This is a genomic window from Paracoccus albus (assembly GCF_027913035.1).
In the GTDB taxonomy this organism is placed as follows: Bacteria; Pseudomonadota; Alphaproteobacteria; order Rhodobacterales; family Rhodobacteraceae; genus Paracoccus; species Paracoccus albus.
Window position 1 is genome coordinate 901,317 of the sequence record NZ_CP115775.1, and the last position, 18,384, is coordinate 919,700.

At 57.9% G+C, this 18,384-nt stretch carries 15 protein-coding genes; 8 read left to right on the forward strand and 7 right to left on the reverse strand.

Annotation, left to right across the window (positions count from 1 at the left end; genetic code table 11):
- Nucleotides 1-66: 66 nt before the first annotated feature.
- The 3 genes from PAF20_RS04485 to PAF20_RS04495 all read left to right on the forward strand — a co-directional run bounded on the left by PAF20_RS04485 (nt 67) and on the right by PAF20_RS04495 (nt 4,256).
- A complete protein-coding gene (locus PAF20_RS04485) occupies nt 67-3,534 on the forward strand; it encodes a class I SAM-dependent DNA methyltransferase (protein ID WP_271072538.1) in 3,468 nt (1,155 codons plus the stop codon).
- 114 nt (nt 3,535-3,648) lie between these two features.
- Nucleotides 3,649-3,873: an AbrB/MazE/SpoVT family DNA-binding domain-containing protein gene (locus PAF20_RS04490; RefSeq protein WP_271072539.1), complete on the forward strand. Its 225-nt coding sequence runs from the start codon at nt 3,649-3,651 to the stop codon at nt 3,871-3,873.
- Nucleotides 3,870-4,256, forward strand: a complete 387-nt coding sequence (locus PAF20_RS04495) for a type II toxin-antitoxin system death-on-curing family toxin (RefSeq protein ID WP_271072540.1) — start codon at nt 3,870-3,872, stop codon at nt 4,254-4,256. The genes PAF20_RS04490 and PAF20_RS04495 overlap by 4 nt, the downstream gene beginning before the upstream one ends.
- Nucleotides 4,257-4,301: 45 nt before the next feature.
- On the opposite strand, the gene PAF20_RS04500 is transcribed toward PAF20_RS04495, so the two are convergent.
- The 4 genes from PAF20_RS04500 to PAF20_RS04515 are packed head-to-tail and all read right to left on the reverse strand — an operon-like array spanning nt 4,302 to nt 6,935.
- A complete protein-coding gene (locus PAF20_RS04500; protein ID WP_271072541.1) occupies nt 4,302-4,847 on the reverse strand; it encodes a metallophosphoesterase in 546 nt (181 codons plus the stop codon).
- A 22-nt stretch (nt 4,848-4,869) separates the two neighbouring features.
- Complete coding sequence (locus PAF20_RS04505) at nt 4,870-5,940, reverse strand: hypothetical protein (protein ID WP_271072542.1); 1,071 nt, start codon at nt 5,938-5,940, stop codon at nt 4,870-4,872.
- Nucleotides 5,941-6,342: a DUF3768 domain-containing protein gene (locus tag PAF20_RS04510; RefSeq protein ID WP_271072543.1), complete on the reverse strand. Its 402-nt coding sequence runs from the start codon at nt 6,340-6,342 to the stop codon at nt 5,941-5,943.
- Nucleotides 6,343-6,356: 14 nt separating this feature from the next.
- Complete coding sequence (locus tag PAF20_RS04515; protein ID WP_271072544.1) at nt 6,357-6,935, reverse strand: tyrosine-type recombinase/integrase; 579 nt, start codon at nt 6,933-6,935, stop codon at nt 6,357-6,359.
- A 672-nt stretch (nt 6,936-7,607) separates the two neighbouring features.
- On the opposite strand from PAF20_RS04515, the gene PAF20_RS04520 reads away from it, so the two are divergent.
- From PAF20_RS04520 to PAF20_RS04530, 3 genes are all read left to right on the forward strand, one after another.
- Nucleotides 7,608-10,736 carry a P-loop NTPase gene (locus tag PAF20_RS04520; protein WP_271072545.1) on the forward strand — a complete coding sequence of 1,043 codons (3,129 nt, stop codon included), beginning with the start codon at nt 7,608-7,610 and terminating at the stop codon, nt 10,734-10,736.
- 462 nt (nt 10,737-11,198) lie between these two features.
- Nucleotides 11,199-11,912, forward strand: coding sequence for an adenylate/guanylate cyclase domain-containing protein (locus PAF20_RS04525; protein WP_271072546.1), 714 nt, complete (start codon nt 11,199-11,201; stop codon nt 11,910-11,912).
- 274 nt (nt 11,913-12,186) lie between these two features.
- Nucleotides 12,187-13,110, forward strand: a complete 924-nt coding sequence (locus PAF20_RS04530) for a TIR domain-containing protein (RefSeq protein ID WP_271072547.1) — start codon at nt 12,187-12,189, stop codon at nt 13,108-13,110.
- A gap of 305 nt (nt 13,111-13,415) precedes the next feature.
- Here the strand turns inward: PAF20_RS04530 and PAF20_RS04535 are convergent, their stop codons facing one another.
- Nucleotides 13,416-14,267, reverse strand: coding sequence for a cation diffusion facilitator family transporter (locus PAF20_RS04535; RefSeq protein WP_007803328.1), 852 nt, complete (start codon nt 14,265-14,267; stop codon nt 13,416-13,418).
- A 63-nt stretch (nt 14,268-14,330) separates the two neighbouring features.
- Between PAF20_RS04535 and PAF20_RS04540 the strand changes: the two genes are divergently transcribed.
- Nucleotides 14,331-14,681, forward strand: coding sequence for an ArsR/SmtB family transcription factor (locus tag PAF20_RS04540; RefSeq protein WP_007803330.1), 351 nt, complete (start codon nt 14,331-14,333; stop codon nt 14,679-14,681).
- A 321-nt stretch (nt 14,682-15,002) separates the two neighbouring features.
- Here the strand turns inward: PAF20_RS04540 and PAF20_RS04545 are convergent, their stop codons facing one another.
- Together PAF20_RS04545 and PAF20_RS04550 are read right to left on the reverse strand one after the other, a co-directional pair.
- Nucleotides 15,003-15,794: a phytanoyl-CoA dioxygenase family protein gene (locus PAF20_RS04545; RefSeq protein ID WP_271072549.1), complete on the reverse strand. Its 792-nt coding sequence runs from the start codon at nt 15,792-15,794 to the stop codon at nt 15,003-15,005.
- 358 nt (nt 15,795-16,152) lie between these two features.
- Nucleotides 16,153-16,836 (reverse strand): UPF0149 family protein, encoded by a 684-nt coding sequence (locus PAF20_RS04550; RefSeq protein WP_271072550.1) that lies wholly within the window; start codon nt 16,834-16,836, stop codon nt 16,153-16,155.
- Nucleotides 16,837-17,088: 252 nt separating this feature from the next.
- Between PAF20_RS04550 and PAF20_RS04555 the strand changes: the two genes are divergently transcribed.
- On the forward strand, nt 17,089-18,279 hold the full coding sequence (locus PAF20_RS04555) for an Aq_097 family APC-type transporter (protein ID WP_271072551.1): 1,191 nt from the start codon (nt 17,089-17,091) through the stop codon (nt 18,277-18,279).
- The last annotated feature ends 105 nt before the right edge of the window (nt 18,280-18,384 follow it).

The window sequence follows — 18,384 nt, forward strand, 5'->3', positions numbered from 1 at the left end:
CCAACCCCGCTTGCAGTCCTGACACTTCTTTGCCACTGATCGGACCTGACAGAGGTGGAGTTGCCGGTGCCGATCACAGTTCAGGAATTCGTAGAACGGTGGAAAGACAGCGGCGGTAGCGAGCGGGCGAATTTTCAGCGTTTTGCGGTCGAGCTGACGCAGCTCTTGGGGGTTGAGGAACCCAAGCTCGCCACAAGCGACGATCAGAATGACGGCTACCGGTTCGAGCGTCCGGTGGATTTCGGGCCAACCTCCATGCGCTCGCATGGGTTTATCGACCTCTACCGCAAAGGCTGTTTCATCCTTGAGGCCAAGCAAGGGGCGGCAGGCAAGGCCGGTTCAGGCACGAACCAGCTTCCTGCAACAGACAACAACACCCCAAAACAGGCGCGCACCGGGCATGGCGTACGGGGCACGCGCCGCTGGGATGACACAATGCTCAAGGCGCGCAATCAGGCCGACCGCTATGCGCGGGCAGTGGCGCGAGAGGATGGATGGCCACCCTTTCTGCTGGTTGTCGATGTCGGCCATGTGATCGAGGTCTATGCGGATTTTTCCGGTCAGGGTCAGGGCTATTCGCAGTTCCCCGACGGCAACAGCTACCGCATCCGGTTGGAGGACCTGACTGACGAAACCATACGCGCGCGGCTGAAAACCATCTGGCAGAACCCACTGTCGCTGGACCCCTCGCTTCAGGCGGCACGCGTCACGCGCGAGATTGCCACCCATCTCGCCGCATTGGGTAAATCGCTGGAAACACAGGGTCATGACAGCGAGGCGGTGGCGCGGTTCCTGATGCGCTGCCTGTTCTCCATGTTCGCCGAAGATGTGGAGCTGATCCCGAAACACAGCTTCACCGAGTTGCTGGAAAAGCTGCGCGGCCACCCCGAACATGCCGCGCCGTCGCTGTCGGGGCTGTGGCAGACGATGAACAGCGGCGGGTTCTCGCAGGTGTTGATGCAGGACCTGAAACGCTTCAATGGCGGGCTCTTCGCCGATGCCAGTGCCCTGCCGCTGAACGATGCCCAGCTTGCCCTGCTGATCGAGGCGGCACAGGCCGACTGGAAGCAGGTCGAACCGGCGATTTTCGGCACGCTTCTTGAGCGCGCTCTGGACAAGCGGCAGCGCCACAAGCTGGGGGCGCATTACACCCCGCGCTCCTATGTCGAACGCCTTGTCACGCCAACGATTATCGAGCCACTGCGCGAGGACTGGAAGGATGTCCAGACCGCCGTGCAGCGCCTGACCGAAGACGGCAAGGACGGTGACGCCCGCAATCTGGTCCATGACTTTCACCGCCGCCTGTGCGAGATCCGGGTGCTGGACCCGGCCTGTGGATCGGGCAACTTCCTTTATGTCGCGCTGGAGATGATGAAGCGGCTGGAGGGAGAGGTGACCGCCCTGCTGGAAGAACTGGGCGAAAGCCAGTCCTCGCTTGGCCTGTCGGGCATGACCGTGGACCCGCATCAGTTTCTGGGGATCGAGTTGAACCCATGGGCGGCGGCGGTCTCTGAACTGGTGCTGTGGATCGGGTTTCTGCAATGGCATTTCCGCACCCATGGTCAGGCCGCGCCGAGCGAGCCTGTGCTGCGTGATTTCAAGAACATCACCAATGCCGATGCGGTGCTGCAATGGACCGACCGGACCCCGCGCATGGACGCAGATGGTAACCCGGTCACCCGGTGGGACGGCGTGACCACGATCCGCCATGCCGTGACCGGGGAAGAAGTGCCGGACCCAGCCGCGCGGGTGCAGGTCTATGACTATGCCAAGCCGAAAGCGACCATCTGGCCACAGGTGGATTTCATCGTCGGCAACCCGCCGTTCATCGGGGCCAGCCGCCTGCGCGACAGCCTTGGCGATGGCTATGTCGAGGCACTGTGGAAAGCCTATCCAAAAATGCCGCAAAGTGCCGATCTTGTGATGTTCTGGTGGGAAAAGGCGGCGCTTGCGGCGCGGGCCTTTGACGCGAAGAAGGGTAAGGGCACGCGGCGTTTCGGGCTGATCACCACCAATTCGCTGCGCCAGACCTTCAATCGCCGTGTGGTTGAGCCGCATCTGAACGATCCGAAAAAGCCACTATCCCTGCTGTTCGCGATCCCGGATCACCCTTGGGTCGATGCGACACTTGGCGCGGCTGTGCGGATCGCGATGACCGTGGGCGCGGCGGGCAACCGTCAGGGGCGGCTGCTGAGCGTGGTGACCGAAAGCCGCGAGCAGAGCGAGGCGGATGGGCGGGCCGTCACCTTTGATATGCAGGTCGGAAAAATCTTCGCGAATTTGCAGATCGGGGCGGATGTGGCCGGGGCGAAGCCGTTGAAGGCGAATGAGGGCATAGCCAATCGTGGCGCTTTCCTGATTGGAATGGGCTTTCTCGGCACGAAAGAAGAATTGACATCTTTGTCCCAAGGAACCGACGCGATCCAAAAAAGAGTCGTTCGCCCGTTTGTGGGCGGCACCGATTTGGTCCAACGCAACCGCCAGCATTGGGTCGTGGATTTCTGGGGTCTTGACGAGAAGAGAGTCCAAAGCGTCTACCCCGCACTTTTTCAGAAAATCCTTGATGAGGTAAAGCCCGCGCGAGACCAAAACAATATGAAGTGGCGTCGCGAAAATTGGTGGGTTTTTGGTGACCCTGCGCGTGGCTATCGTGCAGCCACTGCTGAACTCAATCACATGATCGTAACCTCGCGAACCGCCAAGCATCGGATTTTTCAAACAGCATCACCAGACTTCATGCCAGAAAGCGAGGTCGTGACCTTCGGGTTAGAGAAAACATTTTATATCAGTGTTTTAAGTTCAAAAATTCATGTTATATGGTCTCTCGCAGCCGGGTCCCGTTTGGGAATGGGCAATGATCCTCGATACAACAGCAGCCTTTGCTTCGATCCCTTCCCCTTCCCCGACCTCACCGAGCCGCAGAAAACCCGCCTCCGCGAGTTGGGCGAGGAACTCGACGCGCATCGCAAGCGCCAGCAGGCGGCGCATCCGACACTCACTCTCACCCAGATGTATAACGTGCTGGAAAAACTCCGTGCAGGCGACCGGATCGAGGGCAAGGACCGCGAGATTTACGACCATGGCCTGATCGCCATCCTGCGCGACCTGCACGACCAGATCGACGCCGAGGTCGCCGCCGCCTATGGCTGGCCCGCCGATCTGACCGACGAAGAGATCCTGTTCCGCCTCGTCGCGCTGAACAACGAACGCGCGGCAGAAGAAGCGCAGGGCCATATCCGCTGGCTGCGCCCCGACTACCAGAACCCCGAGGGCCGCATGGCCGCGGCGAAGGACTCGCAGACCGCCATGGATATGGGCGTGGTAGAAACCGCGCAGAAAGAACCGTGGCCGAAAACCCTGCCCGATCAGATCGCCGCCGTCCGCGAGGCATTGGAAACCGCAGGCGAGGCCACCCCCGAACAAATCGCCCGCCGCTTCCTCCGCGCCCGCACCACCAGTGTACAACCGCTGCTCGAAAGCCTCGCCGCTCTTGGGCAGGCCACGGTGCTGGAGGATGGTCGCTACGCGGCATGATGCGAGATCGAAAGGCGATTACCAACGGCTCTTGCTGATGCCGAACTGAAAAACCCTGCTTGATAGCAGTGTTGCAGATGTGTATACATTTGTATATTCAAGTGAGGTATAGGCATGATGCAGGTCAAAATCCGTAAGGTCGGTAACTCGTCGGTGGTGACGCTCAGCGCCGAAATGTTGGCAATCCTCGATGCGAAGGAAGGCGACACGCTCTATGCAGTTCGCACCGATGATGGTGGCCTCAGGCTGATGACGGAAGACCCCGAACTTCAGGCGGTGTTAGCCGCTGCTGAAGACGTCATGGACGAAAACCGCGACCTGCTTCAGGCGCTTGCGTGAGTGATTGGCTTTGGGTGCCATTGAGGGCAGTGCTGATTATCCATGACCGGCAGATTGCACGGCATGGTGGGGCACCGGGCATAAGGGACGTTGCATTACTTGAAGCCGGATGTACCCGCCCTTTGCAACTGGAACATTACGGTGAACCGGACGTCTTCGACCTCGCCGCCGCCTATGCATTCGGGATTGCAAAGGCGCATGCTTACGTCGATGGAAACAAGCGCTCTGCATTTGTGACGGCATTTACATTCCTGCGCCTGAATGGTGCGGCCAAACGACCTGACCCGCTGATCGGTGTCAGGATGATGGAAGAGCTTGCCTCAGGCGACATCAGTGAATCGGCATTTTCGGCGTGGCTGAGGGGGATGGAAATCAGCGATTAAGGCCGATGGATCAGAAAAGCTGAGCTGTTGGTCAGCATTATCGCCTCACCCCACTCCCTCGATCTGATCCGCGATGTTGAGCGATTTCTGTCCTGCGGCTCTGATGACGATATCGGCGGCGTTTGCGGGGGCGAAGTCCCAGAGATCGACGCCGACATTGACCTGCCGGTCGGAGCCCGGCCAGCGGTCATGAACATGCCCGAAAAGCTGGATGGCTCCTTGTCGCGCACCGTTCCATGACAGCAGCGGGTAGTGGCAGAGCACAAAGCGCTCCGACCCGTCCGTGATCTCGGTCAGATCGTGGTGGCTGGTCCATGGCAGGCTGGTTATCGCTGCATCGTCGTGATTGCCGCGAATGAGGTGCTTTCGACCCGGCAGGCGCTCGATCAGGGTCCGGGCAAGCTCTTCGCCCCCTGAGCTTGTATCGGCGACATCGCCCAGCACCCAGAGATCGTCGCCGTCCTTCAGCCGTGTGGCGATGGCGTCAATTATGGCGTTGTTCATCTCGGTGATGCTTCTGAATGGTCGCCCGAAGTAGCGCAGGATACCCTCATCGCCAAAATGCAGGTCAGCGGTGAACCAATGAGTCATGGGATCTCCTGAATGTGGCTGATCATGTTTTGCCCCGCCTGCGACGCTTTGATCCGCCACGGGCGCAGTATCGCGCAACTGGGCAGATGTGGCGTTGATTGCAAAGGCTGCCCTTGCCGACAATGCGGGTCCGACAGACACCATGCTGGGTTTCGGCACAGAAGCGCCAGATGGCCAATTCGAGAAGCCGCGGGAAATAGTCCGGGTAAGCCGGGTCGATGCTTTGCACCGGCACGACACGTGCCAGTTCGGCAATCACCCCGTCACAGCCAGTTTCCCGATAGCAGCGCGGGCCGTAAGCATGCTCAAGCCCGAACGCGTGCAGGATGCCGGTGCGATCAAGGAATTTATGGACCAGCACATCGACGGTGCACATTGCTGCCCCGATCACGCGCCAGCGCATGTCCTTCGGCCTGCCCCCAAGCAGGATATCGGCCAGCACCATATTGGCCAGCTTGGCCGATACACCCTCAACCCGGCCAAATTGGCGCAGCAGGGCCTGTCGTGCAGCTGCAACGGCATCGGGCGGCAAAACCCTAGCTTCGATGCTGGCATCCGCCGCACAGCGCCGCTCAGGGCCTGTGCGGGCTTCCGCAACCGCCACCTCAATCACCTGATCGATGAACCCGGCCACATCGTCCTGACAGATGTCGCGCAGAAAGAAATGCAGCGAATGCGCCTGAACGTTCAAAAGGCCCTTGCGCAAAGGGAGCTTACGCACCGGGCACAGCCGCAGATGCTGCGGGCGGGCGCATGTGTTTGCCGACTTGCGGTAGCGGCAGCCGGTATAGGCCTCAAACCCCGCGAGCTTTGGGCAGGCACAACGCCTGCGGGCAAGCGCGGCCCGGATCTCCCTGCGCGTGGCATTGCCGTGGCGGATGATATAGCGCGTGGCGATATCGTCGGAGATCCCCTGCATGCTGAGTGACAACATCAGCTGGTCATAGATAAACCCGGCATCAGCCTTGGCCAGTGCTTTCGCCAAGCCGGACACCGCCACCTCATGAGCAACCTCGTCCAGATAACCCGGGCCAATCATCAGCTGACACAACTCAGCCAGCATTCGGGCGGCATCAGCCTTGCTGTTCGCCATTCAATATTCCGAAGCCAGCATGACGGTCAGAATGCGGCGGGTCAGGTGCGGGTTCGATGGGTCTGGCGAAAACCCCTTCAGCGCCCGGTCGTAATAGTCGATCTTCCAGATGATCCGGTGTTGCCCCACTGTCATGACCGCACAGTCATGCTCACCATAGGGGTCATTATCTTCATTAAAATCGTCGAAACAGGCGACAGCTTGCAGGATCGCCGCGAGTTCTTGCCTTGGCAGCATGCCGACCCCACGCGTGACGAAGACATTGCCGCCCAGTTCCCGCCGCCGAAGCGCATCGTTCAACATCCGAACCAATCGCACATCATAGGGTTGATCCTCCTCCCGCCGCTCAATGTTGCCAGTTTGTTCTTTTCCATCATCCATCGACTCCCGGTCATCCATCATTCGTCCCTTTCCTGTCAGATGAGTTTGATCAATCGACGCTGCGCCTGTTCATCGCCGTCGATATAGCCTTGCGTGGTCTGGATGGAGCGATGCCCGGCCAGAAGCTGGACATCCCGCAGCGAGCCGCCCGCCCGATGCAGCTGGCGTGCCGCCCGGGTGATAAAACTGCGCCGCCCGGAATGCGACGAACAGCCCTGCAAGCCCAGCTGCCGGTAGAGCCCGGTAAACCAGTTGACCAGCGATTTGGGTGACATCGCCCCACCCCGGCAGGACCGGATCACCGGCCCTTGCCGGTCGCGGGCACGCGGGGCCAGACCGACAAGCGCCCGCCGAAGTTCAGGATGCAAAGGAATACGTCGCCCGGATCGACGCTTGGCCGCAACCGGAGGCAATTCGATATGCGACCCGATCGAGCCATCACCCCGGGTCAGCATCGACCAACGAAGCGCGCAGACCTCGCAGGCCCGCAACCCCGCCGTGATGGTCAAGAGGAACATCACGCGGTCACGGGCAGCTGTCGGAGAAAGATCGAGATGTCGCAATATGCGCCGCTGTTCAGCGGCTGTAATCACCTTGGCCGGGCGGCCGCGCATATGCTCGCATAAATTGACATACGATTACAATACACAATCTAAGGTAGATTGTCAAGTGAAACGTTCAGCTTGCGGTGTTTGTGGTGCTGACCGCCTGATCGGGCCTGATATGATGCGACATGCCGCGATGATGTCGGTTCGACGTGACGTTGCATGCCCAGAATACGTGTTCATTAGTTACCAACTTATGCCCCCACCCGGCACCGGACACAGTCACGCGAGGGGGTTGAGCTTGCAGAATTGTCGCTTTCACTTGTTGACATCGTAGTCTGGCATGCCTGCCATGACCTGCTGCTGGCCGGGACTAAGCAACACGCCCCCGCTACATGAAGGGTACGGCGCTGCAAGGGGCTGCGGCGGCATGACCATCCGCATGTGGCGGTTTGTAACAAATGACATGTGCGGATTTCAACGGCACCACAAATCTCAGTCTGGCGGCTCATGCAGACAAACCCGAAGAAACACGCTGCTGGGTCTTGCATCTGCAGAATCTCGGCAGAGAGGGGGCGGATTCCGGTCATTCGCTGCGGTGGCGAATGCAATTGGATGACTGAGCGAAAGCCGACATTGGACGCGCGAGCGATGATGCAAAACACGCCTATGCTGTGTTGAACCTCAGGGAATGAACGCGCTATTCATCTGCATACGCTTTGAGAACCATGAGCGGGAATTATGCCCAAGAAGAAAAAAACGGACATCGAGCTTCCGCACATCCTCGTCGATGCAGTTAAGGAGCAAAGGGCCGTACTTGTCCTTGGGGCGGGTGCATCCATGGCTTGCCGGAATGCTAAAGGCGAGCATCCACCGAACGGCAATCAACTCAGAGACCATTTGGCGTCGAAATTTCTTGGCACAAAATCGGAAACGCGAGATCTCGCAACGGTTGCAGAGATGGCAATCGTTTCTGGCGCTGGACAGCCATTGGTCTTCGAAGAAATCGCAAAACTCTTTTCGGGCTTTGATCCCTCCGACGCTCACATTAAGCTCGCAGACTTCCGGTGGCGCGGGCTTGCCACCACGAATTACGATACGATCATAGAACAGGGATATGCCGCCAACCCATCAAGTAAACAGACGTGCTTACCATTTGTGAAGAACACTGAGCCCTATGATGATCGGCTAAAAAGGGAAACGAACCCTTTGCCGCTTTTCAAGCTTCACGGATGCATCAATCATCGGCTCGATCCTGATATACCGCTGGTTTTGTCGAATGAGCACTACCATAGACACCGGGACAATCGAGAGCATTTGTTTGATCGCCTTCAGCAATGGGCTCAATCATCCCCAGTCGTTTTCGTTGGCTACCAACTTGCTGATCCTCATATCCGTGCCTTGGTTTATGACATTGATCCCAAAAACCGGCCGCAGTGGTACATTGTTTCGCCGGGTGCGGATGAACATGTGATCAAACTCTGGGCGAACATGGGCGTCGACGTGATCCAAGGTACCTTCGAGCAGTTTGTTGACGCACTGGACGGCCAAGTCCCGGACTTGTTCAGAAGTCTAAGTCTGCCAGTAGACTTTGCCGACGCTCCGTATCGCCGGTTCTTCCGAACCGATGACGTCGGCTCTGACCAACTTAGAGCGAGTTTGGAAGCGGATCTTCTGTATATTCACTCCGGCGTTTCATTTGAAGAAGTGCAAGCCGATAAGTTCTATTCCGGTCATGACCGCGGATGGTGTGGCATAGTCCGCAAATTCGATTTCCGTCGAAAAGTTGGCGAGAACCTTCTGTATTCTGCGCTTGACGATAGCGATACGAGACAGCAACGGTTCCTTGTACTACATGGTTCAGCCGGGTCCGGGAAAACAATCGCGCTTCGACGTGCAGCCTATGATGCCGCCACCGCGCTGGACGAGTTGGTACTTTGGCTACGCCCGACCGGGCAACCTAGGGCCGAAGTATTTGAAGAGCTTTTTGGGCTTACAGGCAAGCATGCCGTTCTATTTGTCGATCAGGTTTCAAATCACGGCGATGCAATCGGTTCATTGCTTCGGACCCTGAAACGAAAAAATGTGCCGATCACGATTATTGCGAGTGATCGCGAGGCCGATTGGGGGAATTACTGTTCCGAGTTGGAAGAAGAGTTTTCTCCAGAACTCCATTTTTTGCGGCGCCTAAATGAACGAGAGGCGGAAGACCTTGTCGATCTCTTAGAGCGTCATAACTGCCTTGGACTGCTTCGAGCTAAATCGAAGCCTGATCGGATCGCGGCGTTTTTGGACGAGGATCGAGCCAACAGGCAGCTCTTGGTCGCCCTCCATGAACTTACCCAAGGCAAACCGTTCGAAAAAATTATCCTTGAAGAGTACGATAGGATCACGCCAGACGCAGCCCGGCAGCTATATTTGGATATTGCGACGATGCATCAGTTTGGGGTCGTGGCTAGAGCGGGTGCCATTTCACGCGTGAGTGGAATTCGGTTCTCGGACTTCGAGGAGCGTTTCTTTGGCCCTCTCAAGGACATCGTCCACGTCGTATCTGATCCGTATACAGGAGACAAAGGTTACGAGACGCGACATCACCGTGTTTCGTCGATTCTGTTTGGTGTGGCCTGTTCCGATGATGCGGAAAAGGCCGCCCAGCTTACCCGAATAATCAATTGTCTCGACGTCGGTTTTTCGTCGGACAAGCGTGTCGTGGAGAGCATCTGCAAGGGACGAAACATTTCACAAGAGTTCAACGATATCGATTCAGCTCGAAGCGTATTTGATGCGGCACTCACCTCACTTCCTGATACTGCCTTTTTGCATCAGCAGGCGGCCATGCTTGAGTACCTGCATCGAAAGGGCTGTCTCGAGAGAGCTCAAGAACTCGCCGAGCTAGCAAGATCTCTAGACGAAAACAACCACATCTACATCCACACGCTGGCGGAAGTTGCGAGGCGTCGGGCCAACGCTGCAACTTCAAAGGTTGCAAGCGAAAGGCTACGCGCTCAGTCCAGGTCGTATCTGAATAGCATAACTCTCAAGGACTCCCGGAAAGACCTATCGTTCTGTAGGCTACTGGTTGATGAAGCCATCGACTTGCTGCGGGACATGTCAGAAGACCCGAAAGATCATGAGCTTCTCGAATTTGACGAGAAAGTCGCTGATGCCGTGAATAGACTACGGAAAGCCCAGCAGGACTTTCCCAATCAGGCCGAATTTCCGACTGTTGAAGGTCAATTCTGGCAAACGCTTGGTGACGATGAAAAAGCTTCTCGTGCGCTCGAGAAGGCGATCAAGGTAAAACCGAAGAATTCCGGTGCATTTGCGCGCTTGTCACGAATTCAGCGTGCAAGCGGTTCCGAAAGCGAAGCAACAAAGACGCTAGATGATGCCCTCGAACGGTTCTCAGGTGACAAGGGAATCCATCTCCAGGCGGCGCTTCTCAAGATCGAGACAGGAGGTGATCCCTCAGACATAATCTATCACTTCCGCTCAAGCTTTTCGCCTGGAGACCACAATTTTGAAGCGAGATACTTTCTTGCCGAGTATCTGTTCTTCAATGGTCAAGCGACAGAGAGCAAAAAGCTGTTCGAAGAAATAGACTCCAAGGCCCCTGACAATTTTCGAAAAATGGCGCCTTCCTCTGGCGATCCCATCACGGAGCGTTTGAGCGAGTTTGCAGGTACCATATCGGACAAAAAGGATAGGTATTTCTTTATTCAATTTGGCGGGTATCCGTCGTCCGTATTTGCGCACATGAGTGCGCTGGTTGACCAGTCGTTTGACGAGATTGAAGTTGGTACTCCCGTACAGTTTCATCTGCGCTTTAATCGGCGCGGGCCAGTGGCAGTAAGCGTTTGGACGGATTGAGCTTGGACGTCGGTTTTTGAATCAAGATACTCGGTCGACCTATTTTCAGACGTTGGCGTCAATCAAAGACCCGAATGCTTGTTGCTGTATCGCGGCGCATGCCGGCTTGAGCAAGGGCTGCTTTGGAGAACCTGCGCTATGGCGTCCAGCCTTTTCAGAGACGGCAGCTGTGGGCCGTCGTTGCCTCGGCCGGCCAGCGACTGGCTTCCGTGGCGTGGCCGCACCGCCGCATGACCGGTCAGAGCCCATACTACCGAACGAAGCAGGTGCAGCATTCTGCAAATGCGGTGAGAGTCGATCGGAAGGGCCGGCCCAGAGTCGACAGTCGGCCCGTTCCAAATGTCGCGGCGCAGCGTCCCCAGACCGGACGGCAGTGCTGGGCTCGGATGGTTGCAACTTTAAGTGTTGCACCTCTAGGTGGCCGCTGCAAAAAGTTTCCTCGGGGTTGTTGAGACAAGCACTGTGGCAGTAAACGAAGAATTCCTGAAGGATCGTGTTGATACGTTGTTCGGCACTGCCTTCAATGAACGCGAAGGACGAGTCGTACCGACCACCCCAGACGTCGCATTGAAGGACGGTGCGGTCAAAATCAATGCGACGTTCTTGTATACGGATCTGGCAGGTTCAGCGAAGTTATCATCAGTATGCCCTTGGTCGACTACAGCGAAGATTATCCGAGCGTTCCTAGACTGCTCGACTAGGTTGATAGTGAAGCACGGGGGCGAAATAAGGAGCTTCGACGGTGACCGCGTGATGGGCGTCTTCATCGGAGATGCAAAGAATAGCAACGCTGCAATCTGTGGGCGCGAGATCCACTGGGTTGTTCGAAAGATCATTAGCCCGAAGGCCAGATCCAAATTCGACTCAGTCAAGAATAACGACATTCAGATTCGCAACTGTTCTGGAATCGACACCGGTGAAGTGAGGGCTGTCCGCTCAGGGATACGGGACAACAATGATCTCATCTGGATTGGAAAAGCCGCCAGTTTCGCTGCAAAGCTATCTGACGTGCGCGATACAGGCTATCACACTTACGTCTCCAGCCGCGTCTACAACAAACTTAATGCCAATGCCAAGCAGGATGCTGATGGCGACAGTGCTTGGTCGAGTACAACATTCAGCTTCGCCGGTACAACTGAAACCGTGTATAAATCAAATCACTGGAAGAAGCCCTAGGTCCGCTGCCAAACCCGTGCAGCGCTAACGGGCGTGAGCGGTGCCAACGTTTTGGCATGTATCGGAACCGTTGCCAATCGAGCTGCCCACCTTACCGCTTTGATTTTACCGCTTTGATTTTAGACGATGCGACCTAGATCACGAAGCGAGTATATGACGGGCAGCGAGAGGAACAGATGATCGGCACAGAAGGCTAGAACCTCTAGCGCGTTTTGAAATGGAGTCAGGGCAGCAGCGAGGATATCTACTCCTCAGCCTATTGGAGGATATTCACTTGAGCGAAATAATTGACCGATTCCGAGGAACTGCGGGGCGCAACAACCTCATCGACGCGATACTGCAGCAACAGATCGTCGGCGGCAACCGAGAACTCGCGGAGGCACTCGCGGATAGCGCTGAATTGGTCGAGGTAGCCAAGGGGCACGTCATCATCTCCCAGGGAGGAGACGACGATGACCTGTTTCTAATAGTCGCGGGCAGCTTCAGGATCGTAGTAAATGGACGAGACGTGGCGTCGCGGGGAAGAGGCGACCACGTAGGAGAGATGGCTTTGATCGAACCCTCGCAGCGTCGCTCTGCCGACGTTGTGGCAGCGGAGGCTGCGCTTGTTGCCAAGCTAACTAGCGCAAATGTGTCCGATCTCGCTTCACGACACTCTATCATCTACCGTGTAATCGCGAGGACATTGGCCCGCCGCCTACTCGAGCGGAACAAGCTTGTAGGGCAGCACCGCGAAAAGATAAGAGTGTTCATCATCTCATCCGCCGAGGCGTTGGATGTCGCGCGGAAGATTCAAGACGCGCTAGCGCACGATGGCTTCATCGTAAGGCTCTGGACGGACGATGTTTTCAAAGTCGCCAGCTACGCAATCCAATCTTTGGAGACGGAGCTGGACGATGCCGACTTCGCCGTGGCCGTCGCACACAGTGATGACATGACGCTCTTCCGCGGTCAGGACTGGCCAGCACCACGCGATAACGTTGTCTTCGAATTGGGCATGTTTATGGGACGCCTAGGCCGCACCCGTGCAATCCTAATGGAACCGCGAGAGGACAAGGTGAAGCTCCCAAGCGACCTAGCGGGTGTTACTACCATTCCCTACAGCTATCAGGCTGGCAAGGATGCTGCAGCACTTATGGCACCGGCATGCAATGCACTTCGTTCCCACATCAAAGAATTGGGTGCATTCAACGGATGAGGTCACGCTGCATATCAACGATGGCGTGAATGTGGAAAACACGCCGGGGTCTTGTTCGTCCCGCTCAGCGATCGCGCGGCCGGCGAAAATGCTGCACCGGGCATCGAACGACCGGTCTCGTGAATGCAGCAAGGCAGCGCGGCGCCCTGTCGAACGGCCGGACAGGGCCGGGCGTGCCATGTCGCTCTGCCAGGATGGTCACACGGCCTGCCGCACCGCCGCATGACCGCATCGAGCCCAGACTCACCGATGCTGCGGGGCGCGCGAATGTCGGCTTTCGTCCGGCGCGTCGCACCATGATGGAGTTAGTCAGCTTCCACCAAGTCACTCCGGGCATCGCGGATGATCATCCACGACGAATGCAGGAAAAGCCCCGCGATCGCGAACGCGACGATCAGGTCGGGCCATGCACTGCCAAGCCACGCGACCAGCCCGGCGGCGATGACCACGGCGAGGTTGCCGATGGCGTCGTTGCGAGAGAACAGCCAGACGGCTCGCATATTGGCATCACCCTTGCGGTGCTTTAGCAGCGGCAGCACCGCGAGGATGTTTACGATCAGCGCACCTACCGCGAAGGCTCCCATCAACCCGGCTTCTGGCGTGGTCTGGTTGAGGACACGCCAGAGCGTGCTGCCGACAACGCCAAGGCCCAGAAGGCCCAGAAACACGCCTTGGATCATCGCCGACCGCGCCCGCCATGTCAGGCTCCAGCCGATGGCGAGCAGGCCCAGAAACGTGATCGCACCATCGCCCAGAAAATCGAGCGCGTCTGCCTTCAGCGCCTGCGAACCGGACAAGAACCCGCCGAACATTTCGACCACGCCGTATCCGAGATTGAGCGCGACCACGATCCAGAGCGCGCGGCGATAGCTCGGGTCCTTGTAGGCCGGATCGGACGATGTATCGCCGTCCTCGATCTTCTCGAAACCGTAGCCGGTCGCGTCGAGCGCGGGCCGCACTTTCGGCAGATCGCCGTCCGCGATCCGCAATGTCATGATGTGGGTGGCGGCGGACACTTTCACGTCGCCTTCGGCCACGCCCGCAGACCGGGCCGCGCGCTCGATCTCGGCGGCATCTTTCGCGCAGTCCATGCCTTGCACCCGCATTCGGATCGGGGAGGAGGCTGTCGCCAACTTGCTGTTATCGGGCTGGCTCATGTGCGATCCTTTTTGTGGTGGCGGGCGAAAAGGTACGCTGCTAACGTATCAGTGGATAATGATATGACAGCGCAAAACATTCAAGACGATCTTTCGGCACCCGATACACTGGAACTGCGGGCAAAGCTCTTCCGGGGCCTAAGCGATCCCAGTCGTCTGACGATCCTCGATGCGCTGGTGTCGGACGAACGCAACGTGCAGGAAATCGTCGGGCATACGGGTTTGGGTCAGCCCAACGTCTCGAACCATCTGCGCTGTCTGCTGGAATGCGGGCTGGTCAGTCGCCGCAGCAAAGGCCGCTTCGTTCGGTATCGTCTGGCGGACAGGCGGGTCGCCGATCTCATCCGTGATGCAGATCAGCTACTTGCCTCGACAGCCAACGGAGTTGATGCCTGCCAAAGCTATACGGACTAACCGGCGCGACCTGCTGCAATGTCCTATCGGTGCGCCAAACCTGAAGCAGCCATCTGCGCATCCGCAGCGAATGCACCCTTTGTCCCGCATTGCTGACCTCAGACACTAAAGAAATCGAGCACCCGCAGCGAATGGCCGGTCTGGAGAAGCTGCAACGCGGCGCTCGGCGTCGGGATGAAGGTCCGCTTTGGGCCGGTCGTGTCATCCGGCCCCGATGGAGTGGCCAGGCGGCACGCCGCAGTGCCGCATGACCGGTTCGAGCCCTTCCACGACATTCGTGGCGAGGTTCCGGAACCGACCTGCGGTCCCGGAACCTCTTCCTTATATCGTCAGACCGCAGGCCTTCCGGATGGCGACCTGGACTGGCGACGGTGCAAGCTTCGGATCAAATTCCATGCTGGGCACCAGCGGCGGCTGAGCCATGAAGCGCGGCTCGGATCCATGATGCGGCTGCGCCGCATGAACCACGAAGGGATGGCACAGGTAGACCGTCCCTGCCGCTCCGGTAGCGAGAGCGATCTCGCATTCTTGCGTGGAAGCGTAGCCGTCGGCCGAGAGCTGCCTGAGCGTGGCACCGGCCTTGCCGTAGGGCAGAAGCTCACGGGCTATAGTGGCGTGCGACCCCTTCCGTATCCGCGTGGGGGCATCGTCAGGGCCAACATCCGAGAACAGGAAAAGCATCAGCAGTGCCCTTCCGCTGCTCGTGACGTTCGCCCGCCATTCCATGAAGTCAGGGTTCTCGGTCCCGAAGCTTACGTCTACATGCCAGCCATCATCCCCGGCGCTTTCGCTCGATGGAAAGCGGATCGGGAAGGTTCCGAGCCCCTGAGGGGCCAGCCACCGGCCTTCACCAACGAGAGTGTCATAGGCGGCATGCAGGCGCGGCGTATTGGCGGCAGCCACGAAAGATGGCGATGACTTCGAACCAATGCGAACGACCGGTTCGGTCCAGGTCTCTGGCCGATTTGGGGAGAGGCCCATGTCGGCCCACAACTCGTTTCGGCAGACCTTGGCAAGGTCGCGGCTGAAGGCATCATCCACCTTTACAAAGCCGTCGTTGATGAAGCTTTCGACCTGATCCGAAGTCAGGCCCATTTCTTGGGGAATGGACATTTCACGTTCTCCTTAGCGGCTGTCGCGATGCGACGCCGTCACGATTCAATAAGCGCCGGAGCGCCTGCGACGGGTGTCGCTCAGAATCGGGGGAAGAAGGTGGACGTAAACATCATGGGCGACTGGCTATTGCTGCTACTCGGATAGGTCAAGGTCAGCGTTCCCGATACCAGCGCAAGGCCACGGCCAATTGGACACCTTCACGACCGAACCAAGCGTCCGCTTCGTCCCGCATAGCAGACTTTGCCTGCGCGATCTCGCTGCGCCAGGCACGAACGTCCGGTCTGGGGAAGCTGCACCGCAGCGCCAGTCAGAGACCGACTGGCAGCTTTGGGCCGTGAGAGACTTGGGCGATCGGTCAGTTCCGACCGCAACATTGCTTGTATTTGCGGCCCGCCCCACAGGAGCATGGGTCGTTCCGCCCGGGCCGGGGACCGGCGTTGAACGGCATCTCGGAACGATTTGCGGGCTCCATGCGGGAAAGCTCGGGACGAGACTGATAGAGTATCGTCGCAACGCAGTTCGGGATCAGATTGGGTGCTTCAAGGTCGATTTCGTCGATCTCCTCATCCGTGAACTTGCTGTGGCCAGTGTATATTTCCTGAAGCGCCATCAAGAAGATCATCGTCGTCCGCGTCTCTTCGTCGGCCTGAGCGAGCAGTCGATCCCAAGCATCCGGTCTTAGCCCCATAGCGCGAGTGAAGCCATCGATCCAAGGCTCCCACATCACCTCATCACTGTTGGGGTCAACCTCGTAGATGGGTTCGATCCAAGGTGAGCGGGTCATCGCCTCCGCAACCGAGTTGTAGTGAGCCATGACCGCAGCGACCGTGGCTTCGGCGGTTTTCTGATCGGGAAAATTTGCCTCACCTGTCTCTCCCCAGACATGGGACATCCATTCCGAGGGCGGGATCATATCCGGGCAGGCAAGAACACCGACTACGTAGCCATCAAGTTCACTGAGCGTCATGGGCATGTTCTCGATGGGCAGCGCATGCAACAGCGCGCTGAGACGCTCGAGTTCCTGATCGGACTGGTCCATAAATACCTCCCGGTGTTGCTCGGAATTTTTTACTCTGCGCGACGCCAACCCGCAATCCGCGCGAAGCCTGCTTCAAGCTCGGACAGGAAGATTGCTGCAGGCACCCCGAATGTCCGCAGTGGTGAAGCCGCGACGTAGCATCAGATCGTCGCGCCAACGTTTGCAAAGTGCCGCTCGTTACTTCGGCAGAAGGTCTGCTTCAAGACATCAGGCTAAGTTGCCGAGCCGACTTCGCTTTGATCTTATCGGGGCATGATGAACATAGCGATTCTGTCAGCCGCGGTCCTTGTCGGCGCCCTGTTGATTTGGCCCCGCCTCTCCAACGCGCCGGTTTGGAGAGCGACGATTACGCCTCTGGCCTCAATCATCGGGAGCGGGTTTCTTGTTCTAGGTCCGATCCTTGATGTCAGCTACGGCGGATATGCGCCGCTGGTCATGCTTGGCTTGTGTGCGATCGCTTATTCGTTCGGAGCCGCTATCAGGTTCAACATTGGGGACATCGATGCACGCCCTGCGCCGTCTCGTCTGCTCTTAGGGCTTGAACGGGCGTCTTCCGTTGTTCTGGCCTTCGCTTTCATCGTTTCCGTGGCCTATTATCTCAATCTCTTCGGCGCATTTGGCGTGAGCCTGACAACGCTGGACGACGCATACCACGCCAACTTGCTGACCACCGCCGTTTTCCTGCTGATCCTTTTCGCGGGGATGACGCGCGGGTTTAGCGCGCTCGAACGTATGGAACAGGTCTCCGTCGGACTGAAGCTATCCATCATCGCGGGGCTGTTGCTTGGGCTCGCAGTGCATTTCGGGCAGGTCACGGGCCAAGGCGCACTAAAGTTCGATCCACCGCAGGTCACCGGGTGGGCGGGAGTGACACTCATGGCCGGTCTGATCGTGACGGTTCAGGGTTTCGAGACTTCACGGTATCTTAGGCAAGCCTATGACGCGCCCTTGCGGATCAAGTCCATGCGACTCGCTCAGTGGATATCCACCGCAATTTACTGCCTCTATATCGGATTGCTGACCTACGCTTTTGATGCCGATCCACTGTCTTTGGACGAAACAGCAATCATTGAATTGATGCAGGTTGTTGCCCCGATCCTGCCTCTGCTTTTGGTCGTTGCAGCCCTTAGCGCCCAATTCAGCGCCGCAATCGCGGACACAAACGGCTCGGGCGGCTTGATAGCCGAGACGACCAGAGGCGTCGTCACGGAAAAGTCGGCCTATGTGCTGTTGGTTGGCATCGGGATTCTGCTGACGTGGATGGCCAACATCTTTGAAATCATCAGCTATGCTTCGCGAGCCTTTGCCCTCTATTACGCCCTTCAATCGGGCATAGCCGCGATCCGGGCATCGCAACGCCCGCATTCATGGCAAACAGTGGGCTTCGCAATCCTGGCGCTTCTTGGTGCCGCAGTCGCTGTGTTCGGAACGCCCGTCGAATGAAAAGCAGACATCTTTTGTCTTTGCGTTGACGGCAGCAAAGTCCCGCACACCGGACATAAACCTCCTGCCAGAAGGTGTTCGCCAAAAACGGTGGTAAGCGCCGGT

Coding starts and splice junctions, on each gene's coding strand:
- PAF20_RS04490 (WP_271072539.1), top strand. CDS start 3,649: ATGATGCAGGTCAAAATCCGTAAGGTCGGTAACTCGTCGGTGGTGACG.
- PAF20_RS04500 (WP_271072541.1), bottom strand. CDS start 4,847: ATGACTCATTGGTTCACCGCTGACCTGCATTTTGGCGATGAGGGTATC.
- PAF20_RS04505 (WP_271072542.1), bottom strand. CDS start 5,940: ATGGCGAACAGCAAGGCTGATGCCGCCCGAATGCTGGCTGAGTTGTGT.
- PAF20_RS04510 (WP_271072543.1), bottom strand. CDS start 6,342: ATGATGGATGACCGGGAGTCGATGGATGATGGAAAAGAACAAACTGGC.
- PAF20_RS04515 (WP_271072544.1), bottom strand. CDS start 6,935: ATGCGCGGCCGCCCGGCCAAGGTGATTACAGCCGCTGAACAGCGGCGC.
- PAF20_RS04520 (WP_271072545.1), top strand. CDS start 7,608: ATGCCCAAGAAGAAAAAAACGGACATCGAGCTTCCGCACATCCTCGTC.
- PAF20_RS04535 (WP_007803328.1), bottom strand. CDS start 14,267: ATGAGCCAGCCCGATAACAGCAAGTTGGCGACAGCCTCCTCCCCGATC.
- PAF20_RS04540 (WP_007803330.1), top strand. CDS start 14,331: ATGACAGCGCAAAACATTCAAGACGATCTTTCGGCACCCGATACACTG.
- PAF20_RS04545 (WP_271072549.1), bottom strand. CDS start 15,794: ATGTCCATTCCCCAAGAAATGGGCCTGACTTCGGATCAGGTCGAAAGC.
- PAF20_RS04550 (WP_271072550.1), bottom strand. CDS start 16,836: ATGGACCAGTCCGATCAGGAACTCGAGCGTCTCAGCGCGCTGTTGCAT.
- PAF20_RS04555 (WP_271072551.1), top strand. CDS start 17,089: ATGATGAACATAGCGATTCTGTCAGCCGCGGTCCTTGTCGGCGCCCTG.